At 71.9% G+C, this 19,568-nt stretch carries 16 protein-coding genes and 1 pseudogene; 9 read left to right on the top strand and 8 right to left on the bottom strand.

Features of this window, described 5'->3' with window-relative positions:
• The first annotated feature begins 156 nt into the window (after window positions 1–156).
• From ACZ4MH_RS15390 to ACZ4MH_RS15370, 5 genes are all read left to right on the top strand, one after another.
• A complete protein-coding gene (locus tag ACZ4MH_RS15390) occupies window positions 157–672 on the top strand; it encodes a MarR family winged helix-turn-helix transcriptional regulator (protein WP_351597821.1) in 516 nt (171 codons plus the stop codon).
• Window positions 669–3,245 carry an MFS transporter gene (locus tag ACZ4MH_RS15385; RefSeq protein ID WP_351597824.1) on the top strand — a complete coding sequence of 859 codons (2,577 nt, stop codon included), beginning with the start codon at window positions 669–671 and terminating at the stop codon, window positions 3,243–3,245. Before ACZ4MH_RS15390 ends, ACZ4MH_RS15385 begins: the two co-directional genes overlap by 4 nt.
• Window positions 3,246–3,442: 197 nt before the next feature.
• Window positions 3,443–4,528 (top strand): isopenicillin N synthase family dioxygenase, encoded by a 1,086-nt coding sequence (locus ACZ4MH_RS15380; RefSeq protein WP_467754527.1) that lies wholly within the window; start codon window positions 3,443–3,445, stop codon window positions 4,526–4,528.
• Window positions 4,528–5,901 (top strand): nucleobase:cation symporter-2 family protein, encoded by a 1,374-nt coding sequence (locus ACZ4MH_RS15375; RefSeq protein ID WP_351600166.1) that lies wholly within the window; start codon window positions 4,528–4,530, stop codon window positions 5,899–5,901. The genes ACZ4MH_RS15380 and ACZ4MH_RS15375 overlap by 1 nt, the downstream gene beginning before the upstream one ends.
• Window positions 5,902–5,968: 67 nt before the next feature.
• Window positions 5,969–6,853, top strand: coding sequence for a Bax inhibitor-1/YccA family protein (locus ACZ4MH_RS15370; protein ID WP_351600146.1), 885 nt, complete (start codon window positions 5,969–5,971; stop codon window positions 6,851–6,853).
• 135 nt (window positions 6,854–6,988) lie between these two features.
• Here the strand turns inward: ACZ4MH_RS15370 and ACZ4MH_RS15365 are convergent, their stop codons facing one another.
• Window positions 6,989–7,216 carry a DUF4287 domain-containing protein gene (locus ACZ4MH_RS15365; RefSeq protein WP_351600147.1) on the bottom strand — a complete coding sequence of 76 codons (228 nt, stop codon included), beginning with the start codon at window positions 7,214–7,216 and terminating at the stop codon, window positions 6,989–6,991.
• 98 nt (window positions 7,217–7,314) lie between these two features.
• Between ACZ4MH_RS15365 and ACZ4MH_RS15360 the strand changes: the two genes are divergently transcribed.
• Complete coding sequence (locus tag ACZ4MH_RS15360; RefSeq protein WP_351600149.1) at window positions 7,315–7,635, top strand: hypothetical protein; 321 nt, start codon at window positions 7,315–7,317, stop codon at window positions 7,633–7,635.
• Between the two features lie 80 nt (window positions 7,636–7,715).
• On the opposite strand, the gene ACZ4MH_RS15355 is transcribed toward ACZ4MH_RS15360, so the two are convergent.
• The 3 genes from ACZ4MH_RS15355 to ACZ4MH_RS15345 all read right to left on the bottom strand — a co-directional run bounded on the left by ACZ4MH_RS15355 (window position 7,716) and on the right by ACZ4MH_RS15345 (window position 11,404).
• Entirely contained in the window at window positions 7,716–8,606 is an 891-nt protein-coding gene (locus ACZ4MH_RS15355) for a hypothetical protein (RefSeq protein WP_351600150.1), read from the bottom strand.
• 305 nt (window positions 8,607–8,911) lie between these two features.
• Window positions 8,912–10,132, bottom strand: a complete 1,221-nt coding sequence (locus ACZ4MH_RS15350; protein ID WP_351600151.1) for an acetyl-CoA C-acetyltransferase — start codon at window positions 10,130–10,132, stop codon at window positions 8,912–8,914.
• Between the two features lie 237 nt (window positions 10,133–10,369).
• A complete protein-coding gene (locus tag ACZ4MH_RS15345; protein WP_351600153.1) occupies window positions 10,370–11,404 on the bottom strand; it encodes an SGNH/GDSL hydrolase family protein in 1,035 nt (344 codons plus the stop codon).
• A gap of 202 nt (window positions 11,405–11,606) precedes the next feature.
• Here ACZ4MH_RS15345 and ACZ4MH_RS15340 point away from each other — a divergent pair, with 202 nt between their 5' ends.
• Window positions 11,607–13,001, top strand: coding sequence for a cystathionine beta-synthase (locus ACZ4MH_RS15340; RefSeq protein ID WP_351600154.1), 1,395 nt, complete (start codon window positions 11,607–11,609; stop codon window positions 12,999–13,001).
• Window positions 13,002–13,256: 255 nt separating this feature from the next.
• On the opposite strand, the gene ACZ4MH_RS15335 is transcribed toward ACZ4MH_RS15340, so the two are convergent.
• Window positions 13,257–13,664, bottom strand: a complete 408-nt coding sequence (locus tag ACZ4MH_RS15335) for a hypothetical protein (protein ID WP_351600156.1) — start codon at window positions 13,662–13,664, stop codon at window positions 13,257–13,259.
• Window positions 13,665–13,673: 9 nt separating this feature from the next.
• The gene (locus tag ACZ4MH_RS15330; RefSeq protein ID WP_351600158.1) at window positions 13,674–15,086 is read right to left on the bottom strand and encodes a purine-cytosine permease family protein; all 1,413 of its coding nucleotides are present in this window, start codon (window positions 15,084–15,086) and stop codon (window positions 13,674–13,676) included.
• A gap of 126 nt (window positions 15,087–15,212) precedes the next feature.
• Between ACZ4MH_RS15330 and ACZ4MH_RS15325 the strand changes: the two genes are divergently transcribed.
• Window positions 15,213–16,085 carry a MurR/RpiR family transcriptional regulator gene (locus ACZ4MH_RS15325; protein WP_351600160.1) on the top strand — a complete coding sequence of 291 codons (873 nt, stop codon included), beginning with the start codon at window positions 15,213–15,215 and terminating at the stop codon, window positions 16,083–16,085.
• A gap of 64 nt (window positions 16,086–16,149) precedes the next feature.
• Here ACZ4MH_RS15325 and ACZ4MH_RS15320 read toward each other — a convergent pair whose 3' ends face one another.
• A complete protein-coding gene (locus ACZ4MH_RS15320; RefSeq protein ID WP_351600162.1) occupies window positions 16,150–17,514 on the bottom strand; it encodes an APC family permease in 1,365 nt (454 codons plus the stop codon).
• A gap of 108 nt (window positions 17,515–17,622) precedes the next feature.
• Window positions 17,623–18,978 carry a type III PLP-dependent enzyme domain-containing protein gene (locus tag ACZ4MH_RS15315; RefSeq protein ID WP_351600164.1) on the bottom strand — a complete coding sequence of 452 codons (1,356 nt, stop codon included), beginning with the start codon at window positions 18,976–18,978 and terminating at the stop codon, window positions 17,623–17,625.
• Between the two features lie 134 nt (window positions 18,979–19,112).
• Between ACZ4MH_RS15315 and ACZ4MH_RS15310 the strand changes: the two are divergent.
• Window positions 19,113–19,568 (top strand): annotated as a pseudogene (locus tag ACZ4MH_RS15310) (urocanate hydratase); the annotation flags it as partial.

Raw genomic sequence — 19,568 nt, 5'->3', positions numbered from 1 at the left:
CACCTGTCTCCGGGGGACCCGGAATCGGCTTGCTGAATACAAGCAACATCCTGGACACTCTCTTGGTAGCTACAAGCAACCTATGAACAGGGCAACGCAGACATGACTGGGGGAAGGGCGACGGGTGCGGGCACCCACGCCCGGGAGGACGCCGCCGTGAGCAGTGCCTCGTCGAAGCTGGACGAGGCCGCCGCCGAGCTGGGCACGCAGATCGTACGTTTCGGACGGCTGATCACCACGTGGCGGCGGAGCGCCAAGACGGACGGGGGAGCCGCCGACCGGGTACTGCTCGCCAAGCTCGTGAACCACGGGGACCGGCGCGCCACCGACCTGGCCGCCGACGCCTTCCTGGACCTCTCGACCGTGAGCCGCCAGGTGCGCTCACTGGTGGACCGGGGACTGGTCGAGCGCTATCCGGATCCCGAGGACCGCAGGGGGACGCTGCTGCGCGCCACCGACGCCGGGCACGCGGCCTTCCAGGTGTACCGGGCGCAGCGCGACAGCAAGCTGGCGGCCCTCCTGGAGCGCTGGCCCGAGGAGGACCGGGAGCACCTGGTCCGCCTGATGGGCCGGCTCAACGACGATCTGGAAGAGGCCAGGCACACCCCCATCCCGCCCCACCCCCCGGAAAGCCGGGACACCGCCGTGAAGCAGAAAGACACACCAGCGTGAGTACCACGAAAACCCCCGAGATAGCGGGGACGGCGCCGACAGCCGGGACGGGGGCCCTCAGTCACCGGCAGATCCTGACCATCCTCAGCGGACTGATGCTGGGCATGTTCCTGGCGGCGCTCGACCAGACCATCGTCTCCACCTCCATCCGGACCATCGCCGACGACCTGCACGGCCTCAGCCAGCAGGCGTGGGCGACCACCGCCTACCTGATCACCTCGACGATCGCCACGCCGCTCTACGGCAAGCTGTCCGACCTGCACGGCCGCAAGCCGTACTACCTGGCGGCGATCAGCATCTTCGTCGTGGGTTCGGTGCTGTGCACCTTCTCCACCTCGATGACCGAACTGGCCGTCTTCCGGGCGCTGCAGGGCCTGGGCGCCGGCGGCCTGATGTCGCTGGCCCTGGCGATCATCGGTGACATCGTCCCGCCGCGCGAGCGCGCCCGGTACCAGGGCTACATGCTCGGTACGTTCGCCACCTCCAGCGTGGCCGGGCCGCTCATCGGCGGCGCGCTGGCCGGCCAGGCCACCCTGCTGGGCATCACCGGCTGGCGCTGGGTCTTCCTGGTCAACGTGCCGGTCGGCATCATCGCGCTGTTCGTGGTCGCCAAGGTCCTGAACATCCCGCACACCCGCCGCGACCGGCGCATCGACTGGTGGGGCGCGCTCACCATCGCCATCGGCGTGGTCCCGCTGCTGCTCGTCGCCGAACAGGGCCGCGAGTGGGGCTGGGGCTCGGCGACCTCCGTCGCCTGCTACGTCATCGGCGCGCTGGGCATCATCGCCTGGATCTTCGTGGAGCGGAAGGTCGGCGACGACGCGCTCATCCCGATGCGGTTGTTCCGCAACGGCACGTTCAGCAAGACGAGCCTGCTGTCCGTCTTCATCGGCATGGGCATGTTCGGCGGGATGATGATGATCCCGCAGTACCTGCAGATCGTGAAGGGATCCAGCCCCACCAGGTCGGGCCTGGAGATGCTGCCGCTGATGGCGGGCATGATGATCGCCTCCATCGTCACCGGCCAGATCACCTCCAAGACCGGCCGCTACAAGATCTTCCCGGTCATCGGCACGGCCCTGATGGTGGCGGCGCTGCTGCTCTTCCACTTCCAGGTCCAGTGGGACACCCCGCTGTGGGAAACCATGGTCTTCATGGTCGTCTTCGGCCTCGGCCTGGGCTCCTGCATGCAGACGCTGGTGCTGGCGGTGCAGAACGCGGTGCCCCCGGGGGACATGGGCGTGGCGACCGCGTCGTCCACCTTCTTCCGTCAGATGGGCGCCACCGCCGGTACCGCGATCTTCCTGTCGCTGCTCTTCAGCACCGTCGGCGACAAGATCGCCTCGGCGTTCCGGACCGCGGCCTCCACCGACCGGTTCCAGGCCGCCCTGCACGACCCGTCGGTCCTGCGCGACCCGGCCAGCAAGCCGGTGCTCGACATGCTCCAGCACCCGGGCGCCGGCGGTTCCTCCTCGGTACTGAGCGACTCCTCGTTCATCCAGAAGCTCGACCCGCGGCTGGCCGAGCCGTTCCAGCGCGGCTTCACCGACTCGATGCACAACGTGTTCCTGGTGGGCGCGATCATCATCGCGGTGGCCTTCGTGCTGGTGCTCTTCGTCAAGGAGGTGCCGCTGCGGCAGATCTCCGGCCTCCAGGCGCGTGCCTCCGAGGAGGCCGCGACGGCCGGTGCGGCGGAGACCGACGCCACGGCCCCGGCGGAGCCCGTGGACATGGTGAAGGACGCGCCGGCCGCGGCACCCGCGGAGCCCGGTCCGGACCTCGCGGCCCGTGCCGAGCCCGTCGCGGGCCCCGGCATCAGCGGGCAGGTGCGCGACGGCCAGGGCCTCCCGCTGGCGGGCGCCGCGGTGACCCTGATCGACATCGGCGGCCGCCAGCTCGGCCACGCCCGTACCGCGCGGGACGGCGGCTACGCGCTCGCCGCACCGGGGGCCGGCACGTACGTGCTGATCGCGTCCTCCGGTACCCGGCAGCCGCAGGCGGCCACCGTGGTGGTGGGCGACGAGGTGGTCCCGTACGACCTCGCGCTCAAGGGCGCGGCCGGGCTGACCGGCCAGGTGCGCGACAGCCGGGGCGCGGCCCCGGTGCCGGGCGCGCTGGTGGTGGCCACGGACCTGCGCGGTGACGTGGTGGCCTCGGCCGTGGCCGGCCAGGACGGCGACTTCGTCTTCGGCGACCTGGTTCCCGGCAGCTACACGCTGGCCGTCAGCGCGGCGGGCCACCGCCCCGCGGCGCTCCAGGCCGAGGTCGGCGGCTCAGGCGAGGCCAACTGGTACGAGGCGCGGCTCGCGCCCTGTGCCCGGATCTGCGGCACCGTACGGACCGGGCAGGGCGAGCCGCTCGGCGACGCCCGGGTGACCCTGCTGGACCCGGCGGGCAACACGGTGCTCTCCGTCATCACCGGTGACGACGGCGCGTACGCCTTCACCGACCTCGACGGCGGTCAGTACACGATCATCGCCAGCGGTTACGCACCGGCGGTCGCGTCGCTGCGGCTGGAGGACGGCGGCCGTACCGGCTTCGACATCGACCTGGCACACGACACCGTGTCCTGACGCGGTGACATCACGGCCCGGCACGCTCCCACGGAACGTGCCGGGCCGCGCGGCTGACCAGGGGAGGCAGCGGAACCGTGTCCGCTCGGCAGCTCCGGCCCGTCAAATCCCGTCATGCGGACGGGAATTGACGGGCCATCAGCATAGGTGCACCATGCCGCAACAAACTGTTGAAGCGGCGGAAGGGGTGCACGGCGATGGGCGAGACACAGCGCGGGGACGGCCGGCTCGACGTTCCGGTGATCGACCTGTCCGGCTGGCGGGACGGGACGGCCGAGGAGCGGACCGCGGTCGCGGCGGCCGTGGACGAGGCGGCCCGCACCGTCGGGTTCATGCAGATCACCGGACACGGCATCCCGCCGAGCGCGGCCGACGGGCTGGCCGGCGCGATGGACGCCTTCTTCGGGCGGCCGGCGGACGAGAAGCGGGCGCTGTGCGCACCGCCCGAGGTCAACCGCGGCTACACCCCGCCGCGGGCGGAGAAGCTCAGCCTCAGTCTCGGGGTGGCCAGTCCGGAGGATCTGTTCGAGGCGTTCAACGTGGGGGTCGAGGCCGGCGCTGCCGGCGGGCCGTACGCCGGGGCCGCGCTGCCAGAGGAGTACTTCCCCGCGAACCGCTGGCCGGACCCGGCGGCCGTCCCCGGATTCCGGGCGGCGGTCGAGGAGTGGTTCGCGCGGGCGGGAGCGCTCGCACGCCGGCTCACCGAGGTGTTCGCGGTGGCACTCGGCCTGGAGCCGGGCTTCTTCACGCCGTACACGCACCGCTCGGTCGACGTGCTGCGGATGAACAACTACGCGCTGCCGCCGGAGGCGACGGTGGTCGACAAGCGGCAGATGGGGATGGGCGCGCACACCGACTACGGCATCGTCACCGTCCTGTGGGCGGACCGCGTGCCCGGCCTCCAGATCCTCGACACCGACGGGGCCTGGCACGACGTCGTACCGGCCGAGGGCGCCGTCCTGGTCAACCTCGGCGACGCGCTGGCCCGGTGGACCAACGACCGGTGGCGCTCCACCCTGCACAGGGTGCTGCCGCCCACCGACGCGGCGGGACGCCTCGTACGGCGCCGCTCGGCCGCGTACTTCCACGACGGCAACCACGACGCCGTCATCAGCGCGCTCCCCGGCTGCGTGGCCCCGGGCGAGCGGGCGCTGTACGAACCGGTCACCATCGGCGAGCACATCGCGGCCAAGCTGGCCGGGTCGCGGGCGCTGCGGCCGCACGAGGGCGCGGGGCGCGAGGCCGCGCGGCTGCGGTCGGCCGCGGAGAGCGCGGGCGCCTGATGGCGGCCCCGAGCGCCGCCACCCGGGAACGGCACCCCGTGGACGAGGTGCCGCCGCTCGGCCGGACGCTCGTCCTGGGCCTCCAGCACGTCCTCGTCATGTACACCGGCTCGCTCGCCGTCCCGCTGCTCTTCGGGTCCGCCGCACACCTGCCGCAGGACACGATCGCCCTGCTCATCACGGCGGACCTGCTGGTCGCCGGGGTGATCACGGTGGTGCAGAGCGTGGGCGCCGGGCGCGTGCTGGGGGTGCGGCTGCCCGTCGTCGCCGGGGCCGGCTTCGCCGCGATCACGCCGATGATCCTGATCTCGCAGCAGTACGGGATGCCGGCCGTCTACGGCTCGATGCTGGCGGGCGGGGTCTTCGGCATGCTGGTCGCGGCGCCGTTCGCACGGCTGGTGCGGTACTTCCCGCCGCTGGTCGGCGGGTGCGTGATCACGGTGATCGGGCTGTCCCTGATGGGCGTGGGGACGCAGCTGGTGGCGGGCGAGGACGCCACGGCACCCGGTTACGCCGCGCCCGAGCGGCTGCTGCTCGCCGCCGGGGTCGTCGTCGTGATCATCGCCCTGACCCGCCTCTTCAAAGGGTTCCTCGGGCAGATCGCGGTGCTGGTGGGGCTGGTGGCCGGCACCGCCGCCGCGGTGCCGCTGGGGCTCACCGACTTCTCGGCGGCCGGCGGGACGCCCTGGGCCGGGGTGCCCGAGCCGTTCCACTTCGGCGCGCCGGAATTCCCGGTGGCCGGGGTGGCGGCCATGTGCGTCGTGATGCTGGTGATCTTCACGGAGTCCACCGCCAGCATGATCGCCGTGGCGGAGATGACGGACCGGCCGCTCGCGCCCGGGGACCTGGCCAGAGGGCTGGCCGCCGACGGCCTCTCCGGGGTGCTGGCCGGCGGCATGAACTCCTTCCCCGACACGCTCTTCGCCGAGAACCTGGGTCTGGTGGAGATGAGCCGGGTCCGCAGCCGCTGGATCACGGCCGTCGCCGGGGCGATCCTGATCGTGCTGGGCTGCCTGCCCCGGCTCGGCGCGGTCGTGGCCGCGCTGCCGGACCCGGTGGTGGGCGCGGCGGCCCTGGTGATGTTCGCGATGGTCGCGGCCGTGGGCCTGCGCATACTGCAGCGGGTGGACTTCCGGGACGGACCCGATCTGCTGATCGTCGCGGTCTCGCTGGCCGCCGGCATGGTCCCGGTCACGGCGCCGCACATCTATGACGGGCTGCCCGCCGGGGTACGGATCGTCTTCGGCTCGGCGATCACCTGTACCGCGGTCACCGCCTTCGTCCTGAACCTGCTCTTCCACCACGTCTCGCCGGGCACCCGGTCTGCTCCCCGGCGACGAGGGAATTGCGCGAAGATCCTGCCTAGGGAGTAGGGACGTGGCTTTGCCAAGCCATTACCCTTGAGGCCAAGGCCGCGCAGGGCGGCCATGGAGGAGTGAGATGAGGAGCAGCAACCCGGTCTTCTCGCGACGGGGGTTCAGCCGAAACGGCTACGCCGGCTTCAATGCGCCGCCGCAGGCCGGGGGCGCCGCCAACCCTTACGCGGGGACGAACCCGTACGCCGGAAACGCCCCCTACGCGGACGCGAACCCGTACGCGGGCGGTAGCCCGTACGCCCAGGGTCAGCAGGACGTGACCCAGGCTCCGCCGTACGTCCCGCAGACCCGCCCGATGACCATGGACGACGTCGTCGTCCGTACGGGCCTCACGCTCGGCACCGTCGTCGTCGGCGCCGCCGTGGCATGGATCATGGACCTCTCCATGGGCCTGGCCATCGGCGCCGCGCTCGTCGCGATGGTGCTCGGCCTGGTCCAGTCGTTCAAGCGCAAGCCGTCGCCGCCGCTGATCCTGGCGTACGCCGCCTTCGAGGGCCTCTTCCTGGGCGCGATCAGCAACGCGATCAACCAGTGGGTGGCCCCCGGCGCGCCCATGCAGGCGGTGCTGGGCACCATGGCGGTCTTCGTCGTGATGCTCGTCGCCTACAAGACCCGCATCGTGCGGGTCAACGCGCGGTTCACCCGCTTCGTGATCATCGCCGCCATGGGCTTCCTGCTGCTGCAGGTGGTCAACCTGCTCTTCATGGCCTTCGGCGGCGGTGACGGCCTCGGCTTCCGCAGCGGCGGCCTGGGCATCGTCTTCGGCATCGCCGGCGTGCTGCTCGGCGCGCTCTTCCTCGCCCTGGACTTCAAGCAGGTCGAGGACGGCATCGCCTACGGCGCCCCGCGCGAGGAGTCCTGGCTCGCGGCCTTCGGCCTCACCATGACCCTGGTGTGGATCTACCTGGAGATGCTGCGCCTGGTCGCCATCCTCAACGGCGACGATTAGTACCGCCCGGGTCCCCGGCGCCGACAAGGCCCGGCGGACACAGCGAAGGGCCCGCGGAAGGTTCGCCTCCCGCGGGCCCTTCGGGTTTCCGGCGCGGTCCGGTCACGGGACCGGACCGGACGCGGGAACCGTCCGCTAGAACTTCCGGGCCGCGCGCCGCAGATCGTACTCGTGGACGATCGCCTTGGCGTGACCATAGGCGAGGTCGTGCTCGCCACGGAGCCAGCTGACCTTCTCCTCGAAGCGGAAGAGAGCGGGGCCTTCCTCGACCATGCGAAGCCAGTCGGAGACTTCGCGGCCGGTGCAGTGGGGAATACGGGAGAGCAGGTTCCGGTGGGTCTCTTCGGAGAAGACTTGGGACATCGGCGCCTCCGGACGCGTTCGATGCTGGTCCTTCAGCACACCGTGCCTGAGCGTTCCGGCGTTGGCAACCACCCGGGAGTGGCGCATAGGCTCACGGCGTGCTTGACGTGATGCCTTTGCAGACCGCCGTTGACACCCTCGCCGACCGGCTCAGGGCGCTGCCGCAGAGCGCCCTCGCGCGGGGTGCGGCCGCCGAAGGGCTGGCTCTCGCCAGGGAGTTCGCGCTGCGTGCGCAGCGCCTGGAGGAGCCGGGAACGGAGCCGCGCGAGCTGCCGGACGCCGGGATGTTCGCGGTCGGCGACCAAGTCGCGGTGGCCGGTCATGACATGGCGTACGCCCTGCGGGACGCGGAAACGGCCCGTGCCGAGGACGTGGCACAGGCCGTGGAAGAAGTACGGCGGACCGCGGCGCGCTGCTGAACGGTCCGGGACCGGGCGGGTGCTGGGCCCGGTCCGAAGGAAGTACCGAAGGCGGTCGCCCCAGGTCGCCCCAGGTCGCCTCAGAGGGAGGCGATGACCCGGTCGGCGAGGACGTAGACGCTGTCGTCGCGGCCCTCGCCCCAGGCGAAGGTCAGCGCGTACGCGCCGGAGACGCCCGAGCCGCCGAGCAGCACGGTGGTGTGGCCCTCGCGGAGCGCCTCGGCGACCCGCTCGGCCGTCTCGCGGTGGCCCGGCGTCATACAGACGGTCGTGCCGTCGGCGAAGACGTAGACGTCGAGGGTGCCCAGCGGGCCCGGCCGGACGTCGGCCAGCGGCGTACGGTCCTCGGCCAGCTCCTCCAGGCGCGCCACGGTGCGCTCGTGGTCGCCGATGGCGGGGGACGGCGAGAAGTCCGGGTGCGAGGGGTGGCGCCGGCGGGCGGCGGCCAGCTCGGCTGACTCGGTCTCCTCAAGGGTCTCGGCGGGCGAGGCGTCGACCGGTTCCAGGTCCACCTCGTCCATGCCGAACAGCGGCTCGGAGCCCAGCACGTCGGGGTCCAGGCCCGCGAAGTCGGCCTGCCGCGGCAGGTAGAAGCGGTCGAAGCCGTCGCCGGGCGCGGTGTCGTCGCCCGGCGCCGGGTGGCCCGGCAGCAGCGAGGGCGAGTCGGCGGCGTCTCTCGCCTCCTGCGCGGCCCAGAAGGCACGCGCCTCGGCGAGCTCCCGCTCCCGCTCCTCGGCCAGCGCGTCGGCCACCGCGGCACGTATGTCGTCCAGCGGGGTCTCGGCGGCGGGTGCCGGGCGGGCGGCGGGAATGGCGGCGAGGGCCGCGGCGCCGTCCTCACGGGCGGCGCTGAGTTCGGCGCGCAGCCCGGCGACCTCGCGGCGCAGGGTGCGAGCGGTGTGCAGGGAGGCTGCTCCCAGCGCCACGGCGATGGCCGCGGCCGGCAGCAGTGCATAAGCGATGGCGGTCACTGACGTACTCCCGGTAGCAGAATGTCCCCCGGAGACTTCCTACATCAGCCTGCCGGAGGTCGGCGACCGTTTGCAGTGTGCTGCGTCTCTTGACGACCGGCGGTGGGGGCCCAGGGCGGCCCGACGGCCCCTCGCCGACCTGGGAAAACGTGACTCCCCCAGGGTGTTGGTCACAATCCTGGGGGAGTCGGTACAACGATCTTGTCACGCGGTGACGTGGCTCACCAACGGTCGCTGTGCGTATCGCGCTTGCTGCGCACGGTCCCGAAAAGCCTCAGCTCAGCGGCTCGTGAGTGTGGTCGCGGTCAGCTCAGCCGCTCGATGACCATCGCCATGCCCTGGCCGCCGCCGACGCACATGGTCTCCAGGCCGAACTGCTTGTCGTGCCACTGCAGGGAGTTGATCAGCGTGCCGGTGATGCGGGCGCCGGTCATGCCGAAGGGGTGGCCGACCGCGATCGCGCCGCCGTTGACGTTCAGCTTGTCCTCGTCGATGCCCAGGTCCCGGGCGGACGGGATGACCTGCGCGGCGAACGCCTCGTTGATCTCGACCAGGTCGATGTCGCCGATGGACAGGCCCGCGCGCCGCAGCGCCTGCTTCGACGCCTCGACCGGGCCCAGGCCCATGATCTCGGGGGAGAGGCCGGAGACGCCGGTGGAGACGATGCGGGCCAGCGGGGTCAGGCCCAGCTCGCGCGCCTTGGTGTCGGACATGATCACGAGCGCGGCCGCGCCGTCGTTGAGCGGGCAGCAGTTGCCGGCCGTGACCAGGCCGTCGGGGCGGAAGACGGGCTTGAGGCCCTGCACGCCCTCCAGGGTGACGCCCGCGCGCGGGCCGTCGTCCTTCGAGACGACCGTGCCGTCGGGGAGGGTGACCGGGGTGATCTCCCGCTCCCAGAAGCCGTTCTTGATGGCCTGCTCGGCGAGGTTCTGCGACCGCACGCCGAACTCGTCCATGTCCTGGCGGGTGACGCCCTTGAGCCGGGCGAGGTTCTCCGCGGTCTGGCCCATGGAGATGTACGCGTCCGGGACCAGGCCGTCCTCGCGCGGGTCGTGCCAGGTCGAGCCGGTGGTCTGGGCCACGGCCTCGGTACGGGCCTCGGCCTCGGCGAAGAACGGGTTGTGGGTGTCGGGCAGGCTGTCCGAATTCCCCTTGGCGAAGCGCGAGACCGTCTCGACACCGGCCGAGATGAAGACGTCGCCCTCGCCCGCCTTGATGGCGTGCAGGGCCATCCGTGAGGTCTGCAGCGACGAGGAGCAGTACCGGGTGACGGTACAGCCGGGGAGGTGGTCCATGCCCATCTGCACGGCCACGATGCGGCCCAGGTTGTTGCCCTGCTCGCCGCCGGGCAGGCCGCAGCCGAGCATCAGGTCGTCGATGTCCCTCGGGTCCAGCTCGGGGACCTTGGCCAGCGCGGCCTTGATGATCTCGGAGGTCAGGTCGTCCGGACGCAGGTCCTTCAGCGAGCCCTTGAAGGCGCGGCCGATCGGGGAGCGGGCGGCAGAGACGATCACGGCTTCGGGCATCACGCGGCTCCAGGGGAAGACGACTCAACTGAGGACTGTGAGGGAAGCTACCCGCACGTACAGCGAAGGTCACGGTCCCTGCGCTGTGATGCGGGCCTCTTTTCTAAGCGGCTGCTTACCTCCGTACTGAGCGGATGCTCACCCATCGGGGCGCGATGTGCAAGGGGGCGGCACGCCGCACCGGGCCGCGCCGCCGCCGCACCGGGCCGCGCCGCCCGCACGCGGCGCTCGCGCCCGTCATGACGTCGCCTCCTCCTCCGCTTCCGGCCCGGTGGCCGGGCCCTCCGCGTCGTGCACCGCGATCCGCTGCCGCCTGCGGTGCTTGAGCAGCGCCCACGGCGCCCGGCTGCCCGTGACCTCGGTGCCGCCCTCGGACGCCGCCTGCGCCGCCGCCTCGGCGACCGGCAGGAAGCCCTCGCGCCGCGCCGGCTCCGGGCGCTCCTCCTCTTCCGGCCACAGGCCGAGCGCCGCGCACAGCGTGGGCAGTACGGCCATCGACGCGGTCGCGTAGCCCTCGGCCGAGGGGTGGTAGTTGTCCGGGCCGAACAGCTCCCGCGGATTCGCCTCGAACTCCGGGCCGAGCAGGTCGCCCAGCGACACCGTCCGCCCGCCGTTCTCCACCACCCCGATGGTCTGCGCGGCGGCCAGCTGCCGGCTCAGCCGCCGGGCCACCCAGCGCAGCGGCTGGTACACCGGCTCGATCGTGCCGAGGTCGGGGCAGGTGCCCACCACCACCTCGCAGCCGGCCTCGCGCAGCCGGGCCACGGCCTCGGAGAGCATGCGGACGGAGCGGGCGAGCGGCATCCGGTGCGTGACGTCGTTCGCGCCGATCATGATGACGCAGACGTCCGGCGCCGGACCGTCCGCCAGCAGCAGCGTCACCTGGCGCTCCAGGTCGTCGGACTGGGCGCCGGGCAGCGCGACGTTGCGCAGGTCGACCGGGCGCTCGGCGATCGCCGCCAGGCCGGAGGCCAGCAGCGCCCCGGGCGTCTGGCGGGCCCGTGTAACGCCCTGCCCGGCGGCCGTGGAGTCACCGAGGAAGCCGAGCCGCAGCGCGGGCCGGTCGGTGCGGTACCAGAAGGTGGCGCCGTAGCGGCCGTCGGCGGCCGGCGGCAGCTCGGTGGAGCCGCCGACCGTACGGCGGGCGAGCCGCACCTCGGTCAGGAGCAGGCCCACCGCGGCGACGCCGAGCAGCCCGGCCCCGCCGCCGCCGAGCGCCGCGGCCGTTGCGATCCGGCGTGCCACTCTCGCCCTGGACATGGTCATCGGCATCGGCCGGGCACCTCCCCGCAGTGCGTACACGGGGCGTGCGGAGGGAGTGAATCCCGGCGCGCGCTCCGCGGACTCGCGAAACTCGTGACAAGAACGTCTTGCCCCGCAGGGCCATCGCCGCAACGCGCCCGCCCTGTGGGGTGAGCGCAATAGGCTGGCCGGACGGGTGCAGGACAGCGCGCCCCTTACCGCGGAGACCACCGTGCAGGTTTATGAATCCATGATTGAGCTGGTCGGCAACACCCCGCTCGTGCGGCTCAAGAACGTGACCGAAGGAATCCGGGCCACCGTCCTGGCCAAGGTCGAGTACTTCAACCCGGGCGGGTCCGTGAAGGACCGGATCGCGGTGCGCATGATCGAGGCCGCCGAGCGGTCCGGCGCACTGAAACCGGGCGGCACGATCGTGGAGCCGACCTCGGGAAACACCGGCGTCGGCCTGGCGATCGTGGCCCAGCAGAAGGGCTACAAGTGCATTTTCGTCTGCCCCGACAAGGTGTCGACGGACAAGATCAACGTGCTGCGGGCCTATGGCGCCGAGGTCGTGGTCTGCCCCACGGCCGTCGACCCCGACCACCCCAATTCGTACTACAACGTCTCCGACCGGCTGGTACGCGAGACGCCCGGCGCCTGGAAGCCGGACCAGTACAGCAATCCGGACAACCCGCGGTCGCACTACGAGTCCACGGGCCCCGAACTGTGGGAGCAGACCGACGGCCGAATCACGCATTTCGTGGCGGGCGTGGGCACCGGCGGCACCATCAGCGGGACCGGGCGGTACTTGAAGGACGTCAGTGACGGCAAGGTCAAGGTCATCGGCGCCGACCCGGAGGGCTCGGTCTACAGCGGCGGCTCCGGGCGTCCGTATCTGATCGAGGGCGTCGGCGAGGACTTCTGGCCCACCGCCTACGACCGCTCCGTCGCCGACGAGATCATCGCGGTGTCGGACAAGGACGCCTTCCAGATGACCCGGCGCCTCGCCAAGGAGGAGGGCCTGCTGGTCGGCGGCTCCTGCGGGATGGCCGTGGTCGGCGCGCTGAAGGCGGCCGAGGGGCTCGGCCCGGACGATGTGGTGGTGGTCCTGCTGCCGGACAGCGGCCGCGGCTACCTCTCGAAGATCTTCAACGACGACTGGATGAACGACTACGGCTTCCTGGAGACCGGGGACACCGACCGGGTCGCCGACGTCATGCACAACAAGCACGGCGGCATCCCCGAACTGGTGCACATGCACCCCGAGGAGACCGTCGGCGAGGCCATCGAGGTACTGCGCGAGTACGGCGTCTCCCAGATGCCGATCGTGAAGCCGGGCGCCGGGCACCCCGACGTGATGGCCGCCGAGGTCATCGGCTCGGTGGTCGAACGCGAGCTGCTGGACGCGCTGTTCACGCAGACCGCCTCGCTCACCGACCCGCTGGAGAAGCACATGTCCGCGCCGCTGCCGCAGGTCGGCGCGGGCGAGCCGGTCGCCGACCTGATGGCCGTACTGGAGAGCGCCGACGCCGCGATCGTGCTCGTCGAGGGCAAGCCGACCGGGGTCGTCAGCCGGCAGGACCTGCTGGCCTTCCTGGCCCGCGGTAGCGCGCGGGGCGCGCAGTAGGGCCGAGGAGCCGGGTCAACTCCCCGTCGACGCAAGGTGTACGTAGGTGTCACGCGGAGGCAGCACGGACTTAACACTCGTCAGGCAGATTAATCCGTGCGGCGACAAGGACTTCGGAGCGGCTCCCGGACTCCAGGTCGCCAGGACGCGTCCGACCGGCCCTGACCCGGTCCGCGTCCCCCGCGGGGACCGCCGTCGTCCCGCCCCCGGCGCAAGCCGGGGTGCGGCGGTCCCCGCAAGAACTTCCCTCCACCGCTATGCGGCGTCGCCCGCCGCCCGCTCGCGGCGGGCGCGGCCGAAGGAGTGGCCGGCCTGGACGACGTTCACGCCCACGATGCCGGCCCAGGACACCAGCAGTCCGGTCAGCCCGGCGTTGACCGCGCCGATCGCGGACAGCGGCACCGCCAGTACCAGCGAGAGCGCGGCGAATCCGAAGCGCTCGCCGAACCCGCCGGGCAGGCCCTCCGGGCGCCGTGCGTCCGCGCCCCGGGCGACCTGCAGCCGGCGCTCCGAGAGCTGTCGCCGGACCCGCTGGTCCACGGCCCGGTCCAGCTTCTCCATGAAGGAGTCCAGCAGCTCGGTCTCGTAGTCCGGGCCGAGTTCCCTGCGCGTGTGCAGCGTCGCGTCGAGTTCTTTCCTGAGCTCTGGGTCACCTGTCGCCATATACGAAGGCTAGGGGCGGGGGACCGCCTCGGCAGTGGGGCTGGCACCCGTATCGGCGGCCGGGATCCGGGCGGTGTCGCCGTGGGCGGCCAGCCAGTACAGGGCGGCCGGTACCGCCAGGCCGACCAGCCAGGAGACGTCGGCGCCGCCGAGCGGGGCGACCAGTGGGCCGGTGTAGAAGTGGGTGACCAGGAAGGGCAGCTGGGCCAGTACCCCGATGCCGTAGACGGCCAGCGCCTTGCCGTTCCAGGCGCCGTAGCGGCCGGCCGGGTCGGTCAGGGCCGGGATGTCGTACCGCTCCTTGGAGATCAGGTAGTAGTCGACCAGGTTGATCGCCGACCAGGGCGTGAAGAACGTCAGCAGGAAGAGCAGGAAGTCCTTGAAGGAGGACAGGAAGGAGTCCTTGCCGAGGAGGGCCACCGCGGAGCCGACGACCATGATCCCGGCGAAGTACAGGCTGCGGCCGCGCGGCGAGAGCGTGCGCTGGCCGCGGAAGCCGCTGACGCTGGTCACCATGGACATGAAGCCGCCGTAGGTGTTCAGCACGTTGACGGTCAGCTTGCCGAGCGCGATCACGAAGTACAGCACGGACGCCATCAGGCCCGCGCCGCCCAGCCCGACGATGTAGCTCACCTCGTGGCCGACGAAGGCCGCCGGGGCCGCGGCCGCCGCGAGCGCCCCGAAGACCATCGACCACTGCGCGCCGAGCACCGAGCCGGAGAGCGTCCACCAGAAGGTCGCGCGCGCCGAGGTGTGCCGCGGGAGGTAGCGGGAGTAGTCCGCGACGTACGGGCCGAAGGCCAGCTGCCAGGACGCGGCGAGCGAGACGGCCAGCAGGAAGACCGGGAAGTCGAAGCTGCGGTCGTGCAGCAGGACGGCCAGGTCGGTCCGCTCCAGCAGGCGCACGCCGAGGTAGACGAAGGCCACCGCGCAGACGAGGCCGGCGATCCGGCCGAGGGCGTGGATCAGGCGGTAGCCGACGGCCGCCGCGAAGGCGGTGATCGCGGCGAAGGCGATGATGCCGGTGGTGTCGCCGAGGTGGGTCAGATGGCCGACCGCCTGCCCGGCGAGCACGGTGCCGCTGGCGAAGAAGCCGATGTACATGAGGATGACCAGGGCCAGCGGTACGACGGCGCCGCGCACCCCGAACTGCGCCCGCGAGGAGATCATCTGCGGCAGGCCGAGCCGCGGGCCCTGCGCCGAGTGCAGGGCCATCACCGCGCCGCCCAGCAGGTTGCCGAGGAGCAGCCCGATCAGCGACCAGAAGGCGGTCGCGCCGAACACGACGGCGAGCGCGCCGGTGACCACCGCGGTGATCTGGAGGTTGGCGCCCAGCCAGAGCGTGAACTGGCTGAAGGCGGTGCCGTGCCGTTCGGAATCCGGTACGACGTCGATCGAGCGTTGTTCCACCACGCCTGCCATGGGCTGCCTCTCTCATTGCATGATTCCATTCAGCATCGACGTATGGTGAATGGAAAATCAATAGGTGGGCGCGCAGCGCGTAAAGTCGTCCCGACGCGAGAGCCGGGATCGGACCGAGAGGACACGATGAGCGGGGACAACGGGGGCGAGGGCGCCACCGAGGCGACCGCCGGTGCGGCGGCGCGGCTGCAGAAGCTCTTCGAAGGGCACCGGCTGACGCCGACCCAGCGCCGGATCGCGCACTGCATGGTGCGCCGGGCCGCCGACGCGCCCTTCCTCTCCAGCGTGGAGCTGGCCGAACTGGCCGGCGTCAGCCAGCCCTCGGTGACCCGCTTCGCGGTCGCCCTCGGCTTCGACGGCTACCCGGCGCTCCGCCGGCACCTCCGCGACGTCGCGCCGGACCGCGGCGCGCCGGCCCCCGACTCCCTCAACGAATACCAGCAGGCCGTACAGGAGGAGATCGGCAACCTCCAGGAGCTGGCCGCGGCCCTCGCCGACCCGGCGCCCATAGAGGAGGCCGCCCGGCTGTTCGCCGCGTCCCCGGTGCTGCCGGTCCTCGGCCTGCGCGCCGCCGTCGCCCAGGCCGCCGGCTTCGCGTACTTCGCGCGCAAGGTCCACCCGGACGTGCGGCTGCTGGACGAGGGCGGCTCGATGCTCGCCGACCGGATCGACGGTGCGGTGCGCGCGGGCGCGACCGTCCTGCTCTGCTTCGCGCTGCCCCGCCACCCGCGCGAGGTGATCGACGCGCTGGCCTACGCCCGTTCGGCCGGGCTGACCGTCGTCACCGTCGCCGACAGCGCGTTCGCCCCGGTCGCCCGGCACACCGACCTCATGCTGCCCGCCGCGGTCGGCACGGGGCTGGCCTTCGACACGGTCTGTGCGCCGATGCTCCTCGGCCGCGTCCTGCTGGAGGCCATGTGCGACGCGCTGCCCGACGCCCAGGCCAGCCTGGAGGCGTTCGACGCGAGGGCGGCGGCCCGCGGCCTGTTCGCCGAGTAGCGCGCGAGGGCGCGGGCCGCGTCAGGGGGCGCGGGGCAGGCTCTGAGGGGAGCGCGTACCGTCCTCAGTGCTCCTCGCCGCGCACCTTCATCACCAGTTTGTTGAGTCCCCATAGCGCCACGCCGATCGCCAGCAGGACGCCGGCCCGGATGTAGACCTCGGCGGGGCGGTCGGCCAGCGGGCTGGCGAGGATCAGGGCGGTGAGCGCGCCGAGCACCGGCAGGACCGTCGGCGTACGGAAGTGGGCGTGTGCCACGCGGTCCTTGCGCAGCACCAGTACCGCGACGTTGACCACCGCGAAGACGCAGAGCAGCAGGAACGCCGTGGTGTCGCCGAGCCCTTCGATCTCGCCCGTGGAGACCAGGCCCACGGCCAGCAGGGAGACGAAGACGATGCCGGTGACGGGGGTGCGCCGCTTCGCGAGCACCCGGCCCATCGCCTTGGGCAGGATGCGCTCGTTGGCCATGCCGTAGCAGAGCCGCGAGGCCATCATGATGTTGATCAGCGCCGAGTTGGTGACGGCGAACAGCGCGATCAGCGCGAAGAGCTTCGGCGGGAAGTCCAGCCCGCCGGCCTTGACCACCTCCAGCAGCGGCCCGCTGGACTTCTCCAGCGTGCGGTGGTCCACCAGCAGCGACGAGACGAGCGCGACCAGGACGTAGACGGTGCCCGTGACGCCGACGCCGATGAAGATCGCGCGCGGGAAGGTGCGGACCGGGTCCTGCGTCTCCTCGGCCATGTTCACCGAGTCCTCGAAGCCGACGAAGGCGAAGAAGCCCAGCGCGGTGGCGCCCAGTACGCCGGTGAGCAGGGCGTATCCGCCGCTCCCCGACGCCTCGAAGTCGGCCAGCCGCCCCGGCTCCCCGCCCCCGGTGAGGACCGCGTACGCGCCGATCGCCAGGATCACCAGCAGCCCGGTCACCTCGACCAGCGTCAGCACGACGTTCGCCTTCACCGACTCCGAGACGCCGCGCAGGTTGAGCGCTGCGAGCGCGAGGACGAAGAGGATCGCGACGACGGTCGGCGGCACCGCGTCGGTGAACTCCGCGAGGTAGTCGCCGCCGAACGCGCGGGCCGCCGCGCTCGCCGAGGACAGCCCCGAGCACATCACCATGAAGGCGACGATGAAGGTCAGAAAGGGAACCTTGAACGCCTTCTGGGTGTACAGCGCGGCGCCGGCCGCCTTGGGGTACTTGCCGACCAGCTCCACGTACGAGGCCGCGGTCAGGATCGCCACGACGAAGCCGATCACGAATGGCAGCCAGAGCGCGCCGCCGACCTTGCCCGCGACCTTGCCGGTGGTGGCGTAGATGCCGGTGCCGAGAATGTCGCCGATCACGAAGAGGATCAGCAGTTTCGGGCCGATGGCGCGCTTGAGGCCGGTCTCCTCGGGTGGTGCGGTGGAGCCCGGCGTGGTGGTGTCCGTCATCAGGTACCTCCCCCGAGAGTCGATGTGGGGGAGGTACTGCCCGTACCCGGCGTTCCGAAGCGGGAGTTGAGGAATTTCAGAGCCGCCGGGTTTTCCGGAAGCGGGCGCTCAGAGGCGGCCGAGGGCGTCCCGCTCCGCGCCGCCGCCGGCCTCCGCGACGATCTCCTCCAGCGTCTGGGCCCGGCGGACCGTGGCGAAGCCGACCGAGCCGTCCGCGCCCTCGGCGAAGCCGTGCACGGCAGGCCGGGCCAGGCTGTTGTAGGCGTAGTGGTGGGCGAAGTAGTACGCGCCGGTGTCCAGTACCGCCACGTAGTCGCCCTGCGCCAGCGGCGGCAGCGTGCGGTTCTCGGCGAGCAGATCGCCCGCGAAGCAGGCCGGGCCCGCCACGTCCTGCGCGAGCTCCTCGCCGCTCTTCGGCAGCCCCTTGGCGTCGAACGCGGCGATCCGCAGCGGCCAGGCGGCGGGCGCGTAGACGGTACGCGTGGCGACCTGCACGCCCGCGTGGGTGACCGCGATCGGCCGGCCGCCGGAGGTCTTGGCGTACTCCACCCGCGCCAGCACCGTGCCGTGCTTGGCCAGCAGCGACCGCCCGAACTCGGTGACCAGGCCGTACCGCCCGTCCAGCAGCCCCGGCACCTGCTCCTTCAGGACCCGCGCGTACGCCTCGTGGGTGGGGTCGTCGGCGTCGGAGGCGAAGTTGACCGGCAGGCCGCCGCCGATGTCGACGGTGTCGATCTGCTGCCGGCCCACCGCCTCGTTGATCTCCTCGGCCAGCTCGTACACCGCCCGTACGCCCCGCGCCATCAGCTCCAGCGGCACGCCCTGCGAGCCGGAGTGGGTGTGCAGCCGGGTCAGCCAGGGGCGGGCGCGGTAGGCGTCGATCACCCACTGCCGGGCCCCCTCGTCCCGCAGCGCGACGCCGAACTTCGAGGTCGCGGTCGCCGTGGACAGCGCCTCGATGCTGCCCCCGCCGACCTGCGCGTTCACCCGCAGCCCGAGGGGGGAGCGGGTGGGGGCCGAGGAGACCAGCGCGTCGATGCGGGCCAGCTCCTGCGGGTTGTCGGCGTTGACCGCGATGCCCAGCGCGAGCGCCTCGCGCAGCTCGGCAGGCGTCTTGGCGGGCGAGTCCAGGACCGTGTGCGCGGCGTGCACCCCGGCCGCTCTGACCAGCGCCAGCTCGCCGGGGCTCGCGACCTCGGCGCCGATGCCCGCCTCGTGCAGCAGCCGCAGTACGGGGACCAGCGGGGCCGCCTTGACGGCGAAGGCGTGCAGCACCGGCGCGTCGGTGACCGCGGCGAACGCGGCCCGCAGCGCCTCGGCGCCCGCCCGGATGCCGGCGACGTCCAGCAGCCCGATGATCGGGACGTCGGGGCCGACCAGCCCCTGCGCCACCGCTGCCGCGACGGCGCGTTCCCGGCGTTCGGTCCGTTCTGTACCGCTGCCTGTGGAGCCCGTGAAGGTCATGACGCCACTCCATCATCCGGCGGCCGGGCGCGCCACGGGTGCCGTTGACTAGTCGTATTCACTGGCGTCAATATGTGAATAGTTCGATCCAGTGCCATGCGGGTGCTGGTCACCGCCGAGGCAGGAGGCAGCGCATGTCAGGACCGCGACCCGTGCGAGCACCGCGTGGTACGGAACTGAGCACTCTGGGCTGGCAGCAGGAGGCCGCCCTGCGGATGCTCCAGAACAACCTGGACCCGGAGGTCGCCGAGCACCCGGACAAGCTCGTTGTCTACGGCGGTACCGGCAAGGCCGCGCGTGACTGGCGCTCCTTCGACGCGATGGTGCGGACCCTGCGGACGCTGAAGCAGGACGAGACGATGCTGGTGCAGTCCGGGCGCCCGGTGGGCGTGATGCAGACGCACGAGTGGGCGCCGCGTGTCCTGATCGCCAACTCCAACCTGGTGGGGGACTGGGCGAACTGGGAGGAGTTCCGGCGCCTGGAGCAGCTGGGCTTGACCATGTACGGGCAGATGACGGCCGGTTCGTGGATCTACATCGGCACCCAGGGGATCCTGCAGGGCACGTACGAGACGTTCGCGGCGGTGGCG

It is taken from the genome of Streptomyces sp. NPDC026301, assembly GCF_055567935.1.
This window is presented reverse-complemented; position numbering and strand designations above follow the sequence as displayed.

What these genes read in the sequence shown, in the direction of transcription:
- ACZ4MH_RS15375 (WP_351600166.1), top strand. Translation starts at nt 4,528, where the DNA reads ATGGCGGCCCCGAGCGCCGCCACCCGGGAACGGCACCCCGTGGACGAG.
- ACZ4MH_RS15330 (WP_351600158.1), bottom strand. Translation starts at nt 15,086, where the DNA reads ATGGCAGGCGTGGTGGAACAACGCTCGATCGACGTCGTACCGGATTCC.
- ACZ4MH_RS15380 (WP_467754527.1), top strand. Translation starts at nt 3,443, where the DNA reads ATGGGCGAGACACAGCGCGGGGACGGCCGGCTCGACGTTCCGGTGATC.
- ACZ4MH_RS15315 (WP_351600164.1), bottom strand. Translation starts at nt 18,978, where the DNA reads ATGACCTTCACGGGCTCCACAGGCAGCGGTACAGAACGGACCGAACGC.
- ACZ4MH_RS15370 (WP_351600146.1), top strand. Translation starts at nt 5,969, where the DNA reads ATGAGGAGCAGCAACCCGGTCTTCTCGCGACGGGGGTTCAGCCGAAAC.
- ACZ4MH_RS15350 (WP_351600151.1), bottom strand. Translation starts at nt 10,132, where the DNA reads ATGCCCGAAGCCGTGATCGTCTCTGCCGCCCGCTCCCCGATCGGCCGC.
- ACZ4MH_RS15345 (WP_351600153.1), bottom strand. Translation starts at nt 11,404, where the DNA reads ATGCCGATGACCATGTCCAGGGCGAGAGTGGCACGCCGGATCGCAACG.
- ACZ4MH_RS15365 (WP_351600147.1), bottom strand. Translation starts at nt 7,216, where the DNA reads ATGTCCCAAGTCTTCTCCGAAGAGACCCACCGGAACCTGCTCTCCCGT.
- ACZ4MH_RS15335 (WP_351600156.1), bottom strand. Translation starts at nt 13,664, where the DNA reads ATGGCGACAGGTGACCCAGAGCTCAGGAAAGAACTCGACGCGACGCTG.
- ACZ4MH_RS15320 (WP_351600162.1), bottom strand. Translation starts at nt 17,514, where the DNA reads ATGACGGACACCACCACGCCGGGCTCCACCGCACCACCCGAGGAGACC.
- ACZ4MH_RS15325 (WP_351600160.1), top strand. Translation starts at nt 15,213, where the DNA reads ATGAGCGGGGACAACGGGGGCGAGGGCGCCACCGAGGCGACCGCCGGT.